Origin of the sequence: Aminivibrio sp. (genome assembly GCF_016756745.1) — a bacterium.
Taxonomy (GTDB): Bacteria; Synergistota; Synergistia; order Synergistales; family Aminobacteriaceae; genus Aminivibrio.
Window position 1 is genome coordinate 1 of sequence record NZ_JAESIH010000084.1, and the last position, 9,821, is coordinate 9,821.

Genomic DNA, 9,821 nt, shown 5'->3' on the forward strand with positions numbered 1-9,821 from the left:
GTTATGGCCGAGGTTACGGCCGTGATCGAGGATTCCAGGGCCGAGTGCAGGCAGCGCGTCACCGCCGCCGCGTCCGCTTGGAAGGGTCCGGAAGGCAGCTCTCTTTCCGCCGCCGATGACGGAAGCAGCGTCACCCTGGTGATGAAGGGCCGCCCCGCCCACGGAAGTACCCCCGAAAAGGGAATCAACGCCCTCGCCTGCCTTGCGGACTTCATGGCGGGGCTGAAGCTGAAGGGCGAGCAAGGGGAATTCTTCAACACATTCTCCCGGCTCGTGGGTTTCGAGACGGACGGAAAATCACTGGGCGCCGCCATGGCCGACGAAGTGTCCGGCCCGACGACGGCCTGCGTCGGCGTGGTGAAGGCCGAAAAGGACCGGGTTTCCTTCACCATCAACATACGGTACCCCGTCACGGCAAAGGAAGAGGCCGTCACCGGTCCCACAGAGGAGACCTTCAGCAGGTACGGGCTGGCTGTGGAGAACGTGTCCAAGGCTGCCCCCCTGTACATGCCCCCGGAGTCCAGGCTTATCCGGGCCCTCCGGAAGGTCTACACGGAAGAAACCGGCCAGGAAGCCACCCTGCTGGCCATCGGCGGCGGCACCTACGCCAAGTCCATGCCCAACGTGGTGGCCTTCGGCCCCGTCTTCCCCGGGCAGGACTACACAATCCACGAGGAAGACGAGCGCTGGTCCGTGGAGGACATCATGAAGAACGCCCATATCATGGCGAAAGCCCTGGTGGAGCTGGCCGAGGAACAGGAATAGACCAGGGAAAAAAGAAAGGGACTGCCGCAGAGTTCCCTGCGGCAGTCCCTTTCTTTTTTTTTGCGGCCCGGAAGGGGGCTATTTCAGCTCGTAGGGCCAGGCCATGACGCCTCCCTCAAGGAGGGCCGCGTTGTCGAAGCCCGCCCCTTTCAGGGTCGCCAGGGCATCCCAGCCCCGAACGGAGATTTTGCAGAAGGCCACGATCTCCCTGTCCCGAGGCAGTTCGCCGATTCTTTCCCGGAGTTTTCCGAGAGGGATGTTCATGAACTCGTAGGGGAGCCGTCCCTGCTGGTCCAGCTCTCCCGGAGTCCTCACGTCGAGCAGCAGCGGGGGATTCGCTCCCTCCATCCGTTCCCGGAGTTCCTTTGCCTGGTAGGTCTTCACGAGGCCGTCCATTTTGTTCTTCAGAGCGTTGGCCGCGTGGGTGTTCGGGTCGAGGGCCGTGGAGAAGGGCGGGGCGTAGGCGAAGTCGCCGTCGGCCAGGAGGTCCACCGTCATCTCCGAGGAGACGGCCGCCACGAGGACGTCAAGGCGCTTGTCCACCACCCCTGTGCCCATGATCTGGGCTCCCAGGATCCGGCGGGTCAACCTGTCCGCCACCAGCCGGATGGTCATGGCCCCCATGCCGGGCATGAAGTGGGGCCGGTCCGGTTCTTCCACCACGATGCTCACGGGCTCGAAGCCCGCCTCCTTCGCCTGCCTCTCGTCGAGGCCCGTCTTGCCTATGGTCAGGTTGAAAAGCTTCAGGATGCCCGTCCCGAGGACCCCCGAGAAGGGCGTGGCGAGTCCGGCGATGTTGTCGGCGATCACCCTTCCCTGGCGGTTTGCCGTGGAGCCCATGGGCTGCCATACGGGCTTTTTCGTGACAAGGTGCCGTGTCTGCACGCAGTCGCCCCCGGCGTAGATGGCCGGGTCGCTCGTTCTCATCAGTTCGTCCACCACGATGGTCCCGTTGGGGGCAAGCTTCAGGCCCGCGTCCCGGGCAAGGCTGGTGTTCGGCCTGATGCCCACCGCCAGGAGCACCATGTCCGCAGGCAGGCAGCGCATGTCCGTCCTGACTCCGGTGACGACCCCGCCCTCGCCGGTGATTTCCGTGACTTTCTCGCCGCCGTAGAAATCGACGCCTTTCGCCTTGACCGCTTTGGCGATCCGGATGCCGAAATCTTCGCCCACGAGGGCCGGAAGGGGCGTGGGAAGGGCGTCCACCACGGAAACTTTGACACCCCGTTCCGAAAGGGCCTCAACGACTTCCATGCCGATGAGGCCGGCGCCGATGACGACCGCAGTTTTGATGTTTCCCGATGAGAGGGCAGATTTCATGGCCAGGGCGTCGGGCATGGTCCAGAGGGTGAAAACCCTGTTGAGATCGCTGCCCGGTATGGGGAGGCGAATGGGGGAGGCTCCCGTGGCAAGCACGAGGTTGTCGTACGGAAAGGTCTTTTCTTCGCCCGAGGCCGCGTCGGAGGCGATGACGCACTTGCTTCCCCTGTCGATCCTGGTGGCGAGACAGCCCGTGTGGACCGTGACGTTCTTCACCGTTCTGAAGAAGTTTGCGTCCCGGACGATGCCGAGGGGGGTGCAGACCAGGTCTTTGTACTCCTTCACTACGTCCCCGACGAAATATGGAAAGCCGCACCCGGCGAAGCTGATGTGTTCCCCCCGCTCAAGCACCGTGATGTCGAACTCAGGAGCAAGCCTGGCGAGCCTGGCGGCCGTCTTGGCACCGCACGCTACGCCCCCGATGATGAGCACCTTTTTCCTTTCCATGAACCGTACCCCCTCCTTTAGAGATAATACCACCATCCCCTATATGGTATCCTTTGCCGGGGATTATGTCCAGTCGTCTTCCAGCTCGTGGTACGATTCCACGTCGATTTTCCTCTCTATGCAGAGGGCCCGCACATCGTCCGCGGATCCGCAGGGGAATTCGCAGGCGAGGCCGCAGCTGGATGAGAGTTTTCGCGGAACGGGAACCACCTTTGCCGGAATGCCCTTTTTTCTGCAGGTGCGTTCAAAGAGGAGCGCCATGCTGGTGACCTCGAAGGTGACGATGCAGCGCACGTCCTTCACCGTCCTTTCTTCGGGGAAGGCCGCTTCCCCGGAATGCCGATCTTTCTTTCCTCCGCCGTTCCCTTTTTTGACTCCGTGAAGGTATACTCTTGGGGCGGGAAATCCTTCCGGAGACGGATGGAATGAACTATGCCGCTCTTGCCGTGATACCGGTCTCCCCTCTTCGCTGGTGCGGGAAGAGCGTGACCTCCCCGGGGAAGAAAAAAGAATCCGGACCCGGAGGACAGGGATAGAATACTGCCCGTGCTCTCTTTTAGCAACGCCGGTACCCGCAGGGATCGAAAGGTGGGCCGCGCCATGAAGGTTCTCCGTACCGTTCGAGCTCTTTCTCTCCTTCTCATGCTCTTCTTCCTCCCTGGGCCCGCCCGCGGGGCGGCCCGGTTTTCCCTGGCCGCCGTTGGGGACGCCCTGATCCACAAGGGGGTGTACGCCGCGGCGGCGACAAAAGCCGGCGGGTACGATTTCCGGCCCATGCTCCGTATGGTGAAGAGCAGGATAGCCCCCCATGACGCGGCCTTCTACAACCAGGAGACCATCCTCGGCGGCACGAAGCTCGGGCTGTCCACCTACCCCAGGTTCAATTCCCCCCGGGAGGTAGGGGACGCCTTCCTCGACGCCGATTTCAACCTCGTGTCCCTGGCGAACAACCACACCCTGGACAGGGGGGAGAAGGGGGTGCTTGCCTCGCTGGAATACTGGAACGAAAAGAAGGGCGTGGTGACCGCCGGAAGCAGTCTGACCGCGGAGAAGGAAAAAGAAATCCGGTTTTTCCGGGTAAACGGCATTTCCTGCGCATTCCTGGCCTATACGACCGCCACGAACGGCCTGAAGGCCCCGGAGGGAAAGGAGCACTACGTGAGCCTCTACACGCCGGAAAAGGCCAAGAGCGAAGTATCCCGGGCGCAGAAAAAAGCCGACGTGGTGATCGTCTCCATGCACTGGGGGAGCGAATACGCGTTCGCCCCCACCGGGGAGCAGAAAAAAATCGCTGAACACCTCGCATCCCTCGGCGTTTCCATCATTCTCGGCCACCATCCCCACGTGGTCCAGCCGGTGGCCATGGTAAAGAACACCCTCGTGGTGTATTCCCTCGGCAATTTCCTCTCGGCCCAGAAGGATCTCCACAAGCTCGTGGGCCTGCTTGTCTCCCTTGACGTGGTCAGGACGGAGATGCGGGGGGAGACGCGGATCTCCTTCGAGAACGTCACCGGGACGCTGCTGTACAATCCGCGCCGGTCTCTCCTGGGGCGGTACGTGGTGGTTCCCTTCGACATGCTCAGGGAGGACATCCTGAAGGACTTTACGGCGGTGTATAAAAAGTATGCCGCCATTGTGGCGGGCGGCGATAGTGTCATCTCCATGAGGGCTCCCGCCAAGGCCCCTCCGCCGAAAGAGCGGCCGGCGGCAAAAAAGGCTCCCCGGGGCAAGTGAGCCGGAAGGGGTGCGGGGTGCCGGGGATTTCCCGCACCCCGCCTTCAGTTTTCAGAGTAGAAATTCTCCCACCAGGCGCTCCCGCATCTCCGGCAGGGGGATGGAGTGTTCCTCCGACAGCCTTCGGACATCCTCGAACTCGGGGTTTGCCCGGAGGGTCTCGCCGCCGAGTCGGGCCACCTTGAACCGGACAAGGCCCCAGGAGGTCTCCCGCTCCACAATCTCGTGGTCCGTCTTCAGCCGGTCCACGGGGTATTTCCTCAGGCCGAGGGTGGTGGTCTCCCGGAGGAGGATTTCCGCCAGGACGTTCTCCTTCTCGGGAAGACAGAGGCAGCTCAGGGTCACCGCAGGGCGTCCCTTTTTCATGATCATGGGCGTCGCCCAGACATCGAGGGCCCCCTCGGCAAAGAGCCTCTGCATCACCGGTCCGTAGTACTGGGGGTTCATGTCGTCGATGTTCGTCTCGAGGACGACTCCCCGGTCCCTCCGGAAAACGTCCTCGCCGCTCCCGTCCGGAGTGTCCACGATCACGGCCCGCACCAGATTGGGGATGTCGCTCTCCCTGTCGCCCAGCCCCTTGCCTGACGCCAGGACTTTTCCCGCCGGAAGGGGGCCGAACTCCCCTGCCAGGCACCGGACCAGGAGGGCGCCCGTGGGGGTGACCCGCTCCATGGGGGCTCCTTCGGCGTAAACGGGGATCCCCTTCAGGAGTTCCATGGCGGCCGGGGCAGGAACGGGGAGGATGCCGTGGGCGCATTTGATCGTTCCCGACCCCACATTGAGGGGGGAGGAGACTGTTTTTTCGATGCCCGCCTTCTCCACCAGGACGAAGGCGCCGATGATGTCGGCGATGGAGTCGATGGCCCCGACCTCGTGGAAATGAACTTCCTCCGGGGTGGTGCCGTGGACCTTTGCCTCCGCTTCGGCAAGGAGGCGGAAAGCGGCGGCGCTTTGCTCCTTCACCCCGGGGGAGAGGGGGCTCGCTTCGATAATGGCGAGGACGTCGGAGAGCCCCCGGTGGGGATGATTCTCGAGGTTGCGGACCGATACCTTTGTGCCGGCTATCCCGCCCCGGCTTTCCCGGGTGATGGAGATTTTCAGCCGGTCCCCCGCCTCCGGGCCGTGGTGATGATCGTGGTCATGCCCATGGGAATGTCCTTCGTCTTGGCTGTGGCAGTGGGCGGAGGAATGGCCGTGGCCGGGAAAGAGGACGATACTCTCCATGGTTTCGAGGAAGGCTTTCCGGTCCTGGCCGAGGTCGAGCAGGGCTCCGAGAAACATGTCGCCGGCAATGCCGGCGAAACAGTCGAGATACAGTGTTTTCATCAGATACCTCCGGTGTGTGTCCGGCCGGGGAGGCCGTTTTTTCCCATTCTATCATTCCCGGGTCCGAAAAATGGAACCGGAGTGTGCTATCCTTACGGAGAAAGTCTGTAACAAGAAAATGGCGGGTCCGTCCACGTCCGTTCACCCAGAGGAGAAGATTGCGCATTCAGGTCCTTCGGCTATGCCGTCCGCGGCCTCCAAGGGTGAATCCCTGCCTCCAAAACCGCGTTATAATTCTCACGGGCTGGGGCAAACTGGTCCCGGGGCTTCAAAAGCGCTTCCGTGACCGGCATCATCGCTTTCAATGGGCACGGCCTGACGGCGGAACGGTTCAGGGACGGACGGCCGAACACCGACGACATGGTGCGGGAACGGCAAGACGGGAAAAGGCAGCCTCCCCGGAACTCCGGTGAGGCTGCCCGGCCTGCGGGAACAATGGGTCAGTAGATTTCGATGTCCATGTCGTAGGAGGCTTTTTTATCGCTGGTGCGGTCGGTGGCGACGAAACCCAGGGTGTATTTTCCAGGGGGAAGTTCTGCAAGGTCGATGTTTACCGTGAAGAAAAAGTCCCTCCATGGGCTCTTCAGGATAAGGTCGGAGGTCACCACGTCTTTCTGCTCGATGCCCACGTTTCCCTTGTCGTCCTTCACCAGGAGGTCAAGGCTGAGGTGGACCTCGTAGCCGTTGTCCTTCTTCAGGTTCTGGAAACCGTCGATTTCAAGATAGACCGAGATCCTGGAGCCCTTCTCGAACCTGGAGGAAGGTTCCTCCGTGTACATTCCGTAGCCCTTTACTTCACGGACGAAAAGCCCCTTCAGAAAGGAAAACTCCGAAGCGGAGGCAGCCAGGGGAGGAAGCGCCGCAAGAAAAAGAGGAAGCAGAAAAAGGACTGTGCAAAGCCCCGAAAGAACCTTTCCCTGCCGGGAAGGAAGGCGGCGCAATCTGCGTGCGGAGTTCGGCGAAAGCGTCACGAGTGAACAACCCCCTATGAAGAAAGATAAACGACCGTGTGCATTATAGTCTATTTTTCCCCGGGAGGTCGAAAGTAATTTAACTTCAGGGGCCGAAAAGAAAGACAAATGAGTCCTGAGAACTAAGGAAAGGAAGTACTAAATGAGAAAAAAATCACCTGAAGTGGTATCCAATCAATTTCTTGACCTTGATTCCGACTGGACCGACGTCCTTGCTCCCGGTGCCGGGAGCAGCCGGTTTTCCGGCAAGGGCAGACTTCGGGGGCATTTCGACGGGGCGTCCAGGGGGAACCCCGGAGAGGCCGGGGCCGGGGCAATCCTCGTGGACGACCAGGGCGTCCCCGTCTGGGAGTGTGCCCAGCCCCTGGGCAAGCGGACCAACAATGAGGCGGAATACCTCGCCCTTCTTCTGCTGCTCGAGGAAGTGGAGCGCCTTGGCCTTTCCGCCGATATCCGGGGTGACAGCCGGCTTGTGGTGAACCAGGTGACGGGGCGGTGGAAGATCAACGAGCCCCGGCTGAGAGAACTTGCGGACCGGGCGATGGAACTGCTCCGGCGTACGAAAAGCAGCATCTCCTGGGTTCCGAGGGATCAGAATGCCGCAGCGGACCGTCTTTCCAACATCGCCCTCGACGGTCCGGAAGAACCGGCCCGTCCCTTTCGGGAACGTGCCGCCTTCGACCAGGAAAAACTGGAGCGGGTCGCCGGTTCCATCTTCATTGCCCACGGAACGGAGGACTACGCAGTGGATCTTCTCCACAATGCCTGTACCTGCCCCGCCTTCCAGAGGTCGAGACAGTGCAAGCACCTGGACGCGGCGCGGCTGAGGTTCGGAAAATAAGCCCTTTTACGCATCAGCCGCTCCTTTCTTTCTGCTATGCTGTGCGAACAGAAAGCGCCAAAGAAATGGAGGGATGATCCTGTGAAAAATGTAGCGGCTCTGGTCCTTTTCCTTTTTACGGCCCTGATGTCCCCCGTAAATGTTGGGATGGTCGAGGCATTCGCCGCCTGTGGCGATGACGACGGTGAGGTAGTTGCTTTTGTTCCGGTGGGAAAGGGCAGCTATGGAGGGGTCAATGACAGGCGCTTCATGGTGGTGAAGTCCCCGGATGAGTGGAAGGAGCTGTGGGGCGAGATCAACGGCAACGTGCTTCCCCTTCCTCCCCTGCCGGAGATCGATTTTTCCCGCCAGGCTCTTGCCGCCGTGTTCCAGGGGCTCAAGCGGACCGGCGGCTATTCCATATCGGTGGAGGCCATCATCGAGACCGGCGACAGGGTGACGGTTTTTGTCCGCGAGCAGGAACCGGGGCCCCAGAACCTGGTCACCATGGCCCTTTCCAGTCCCTGGGAGGTCGTGGTGTTTCCCCTGCCGCAGAAACCGGTACTCTTCACCTCCATTCAGTAGGAAACGGTGAACGGAAATTCTCCCGAATACATCTCAAAGAAGAACCTCAAAGAAACCGGAACCGGTTCGTCCTCAAGACGGCCGGAAGAGGGATGGAGAAGAATGTCCACTTGTCGCCACCCTCAGGTGGAGCTGTGATCGTCGTCCGGGTTATCCCGCCGTCACCGGACAACCGGAGACGGAAACAATCCGCCCCGCTTTCCACCTCCGGACGGATCCGCATGTCGAACGCGAGAGGTTCTGTCCCCCGGCCTGAAAGGTCGATATCGTCCCTGACGGTCAGACAGGTTTTTCCGGTCTGCCGGGCAATGCTGATCGGGCCCGTCGGTCCGGACCTCCGCGGGCCGGTTGTTCGTCGTGGAGTCCATGATAATCCGGTGGATCTCTGGAGAAGGGGCTTCCACACGCGCCGTTCATTTCCAGGCGCCCGATTCCATGTCGTCGAAGAAGATGTCCGAAGCCGATGGCTCGTACACCCATGTGTTCAGGATGTCGCTCCCCGGAGCGGATGGACGGACGTCCTGCCGTAGTCGGAAGAGGACGCCGGGCATTCGGGATTCTGGCCATGGTCCGTCCCCGCGCGGCTCCTCGACGGCCCTTCCGGCCCCCATGGTCTCCCTGCGTCCCGTAGCCGCGTCCCCCTCGAAAGGTGACGATCGTCCTCTCCCTCCACCAATTCCGGTTCCTTTCCTCCCGTTCTTTTTGCTTCCCCTCTCCCGGCAGGTGCGCCTTCAGACTCTCTTCTTCAGCGCTTCTTCCATTCTGTCCATGGCTTTTCCGAGGTCTTCCATGGAAAGGGTGCAGGCGATGCGGATGTGCCCGGCCCCGCTCTTTCCGAAGGCAGTACCGGGGATGACCGCCACCTTGGCCGCCTCGAGAAGCCACCAGGCGAATTCCTCATCGGTCATGCCCGTCCGGGAGATATCGGGGAAAAGATAGAAGGCTCCCTTCGCTTCGGGGCAGGACACCCCCGGCATGGCGTTCAGCCGGTCTGCGCAGTACCGGACCCGCTTTTCAAATTCAGCCGTGCGGGCTTTCACCTTTTCGTCCTGGGTTGCAAGGGCAAAGGCGCCGCCCTTCTGTGCCAGGTTGTTGACGCCGAAGGTCTGGGAGACCGACAGGGTGCTCATCACCTTCAGCAGTTCCGCCGGCCCCATGGCGTAACCGATCCGCCAGCCGGTCATACAGTGGCTCTTCGAGAATCCTCCCACGGTCATGGTGCGCTCCTTCATGCCGGGAAGGGACGAAAGGGGTATGTGTTTGCCGGAGTAAATGAATGCCTCGTAAATTTCATCGGAGATGACGAAGAGATCGCTCCGTACCGCCATATCCGCGATTTCCAGCGCCTGCTCCATGGTCAGCACCCCTCCCGTGGGGTTGCAGGGGGAATTGACCACCAGGATTTTCGTCCTCGGGGTCACCGCCGTTGCAAAATCCTCCGCCGTGGGGAAGAACCCGTTCTCTTCCCTGGAAGGAACGGGCGCCACCACGCCGCCGTTGTTCTCTACCTGCTGGAAATAGGAGGAAAAGCAGGGCTCCGCCACGAGAACCTCGTCCCCCGGGTTGAGCATGGCCTGGAAGCAGAGGTGGGGAGCCTGGAGCCCTCCCACGGTGAGCAGTATGTCAGCGGGGTCCGTCTCCAGCCCGTGATGGCGTTTCCAGTAGGCGGCTATTTCCTTTCTCAGGTCCTCGAAGCCCTGGAGGGGAGGGTAATGGGTGCACCCTTCCCGGGCGGCTTTTGCCGCGGCGTCGACGATCTCCGGCTCGGTGTGGAAATCCGGTTCGCCGAAGCTCAGGTTGATCAGCCCCTCCACGGCCGAGGCGGCCTGGAATATTTTGATCATGGACGAAGG

The 9,821-nt window shown here is 61.4% G+C and carries 11 protein-coding genes; 5 read left to right on the plus strand and 6 right to left on the minus strand.

Annotated features, from left to right (window positions below):
* Nucleotides 1-765, plus strand: a 765-nt coding sequence (locus JMJ95_RS13360) for a M20/M25/M40 family metallo-hydrolase (RefSeq protein ID WP_290686289.1), incomplete at its 5' end; no start/stop codon positions are given.
* A gap of 78 nt (nucleotides 766-843) precedes the next feature.
* Here the strand turns inward: JMJ95_RS13360 and JMJ95_RS13365 are convergent.
* Both JMJ95_RS13365 and JMJ95_RS13370 read right to left on the minus strand, forming a co-directional pair.
* Nucleotides 844-2,532: an FAD-dependent oxidoreductase gene (locus JMJ95_RS13365; RefSeq protein ID WP_290686291.1), complete on the minus strand. Its 1,689-nt coding sequence runs from the start codon at nucleotides 2,530-2,532 to the stop codon at nucleotides 844-846.
* Between the two features lie 63 nt (nucleotides 2,533-2,595).
* Nucleotides 2,596-2,835 (minus strand): DUF3343 domain-containing protein, encoded by a 240-nt coding sequence (locus tag JMJ95_RS13370; RefSeq protein ID WP_367153814.1) that lies wholly within the window; start codon nucleotides 2,833-2,835, stop codon nucleotides 2,596-2,598.
* Between the two features lie 297 nt (nucleotides 2,836-3,132).
* Here JMJ95_RS13370 and JMJ95_RS13375 point away from each other — a divergent pair, with 297 nt between their 5' ends.
* Nucleotides 3,133-4,266, plus strand: a complete 1,134-nt coding sequence (locus JMJ95_RS13375; protein WP_290686293.1) for a CapA family protein — start codon at nucleotides 3,133-3,135, stop codon at nucleotides 4,264-4,266.
* Nucleotides 4,267-4,317: 51 nt separating this feature from the next.
* On the opposite strand, the gene larC is transcribed toward JMJ95_RS13375, so the two are convergent.
* Nucleotides 4,318-5,592, minus strand: a complete 1,275-nt coding sequence (gene larC, locus JMJ95_RS13380) for a nickel pincer cofactor biosynthesis protein LarC (RefSeq protein ID WP_290686295.1) — start codon at nucleotides 5,590-5,592, stop codon at nucleotides 4,318-4,320.
* 282 nt (nucleotides 5,593-5,874) lie between these two features.
* Here larC and JMJ95_RS13385 point away from each other — a divergent pair, with 282 nt between their 5' ends.
* Nucleotides 5,875-6,039, plus strand: coding sequence for a hypothetical protein (locus JMJ95_RS13385; protein WP_290686297.1), 165 nt, complete (start codon nucleotides 5,875-5,877; stop codon nucleotides 6,037-6,039).
* Here the strand turns inward: JMJ95_RS13385 and JMJ95_RS13390 are convergent.
* Nucleotides 6,033-6,563, minus strand: coding sequence for a hypothetical protein (locus JMJ95_RS13390; protein WP_290686300.1), 531 nt, complete (start codon nucleotides 6,561-6,563; stop codon nucleotides 6,033-6,035). The two genes, JMJ95_RS13385 and JMJ95_RS13390, sit on opposite strands and share 7 nt — an antisense overlap.
* Before the next feature lie 142 nt (nucleotides 6,564-6,705).
* Between JMJ95_RS13390 and JMJ95_RS13395 the strand changes: the two genes are divergently transcribed.
* The gene (locus tag JMJ95_RS13395; protein WP_290686302.1) at nucleotides 6,706-7,404 is read left to right on the plus strand and encodes a ribonuclease HI family protein; all 699 of its coding nucleotides are present in this window, start codon (nucleotides 6,706-6,708) and stop codon (nucleotides 7,402-7,404) included.
* An 81-nt stretch (nucleotides 7,405-7,485) separates the two neighbouring features.
* A complete protein-coding gene (locus JMJ95_RS13400) occupies nucleotides 7,486-7,968 on the plus strand; it encodes a protease complex subunit PrcB family protein (RefSeq protein WP_290686305.1) in 483 nt (160 codons plus the stop codon).
* Between the two features lie 413 nt (nucleotides 7,969-8,381).
* Here the strand turns inward: JMJ95_RS13400 and JMJ95_RS13405 are convergent, their stop codons facing one another.
* Nucleotides 8,382-8,579: a hypothetical protein gene (locus tag JMJ95_RS13405; RefSeq protein WP_290686308.1), complete on the minus strand. Its 198-nt coding sequence runs from the start codon at nucleotides 8,577-8,579 to the stop codon at nucleotides 8,382-8,384.
* A 120-nt stretch (nucleotides 8,580-8,699) separates the two neighbouring features.
* Nucleotides 8,700-9,821 (minus strand): pyridoxal phosphate-dependent aminotransferase (locus JMJ95_RS13410; RefSeq protein WP_290686311.1); only part of this gene is annotated, 1,122 nt, incomplete at its 5' end.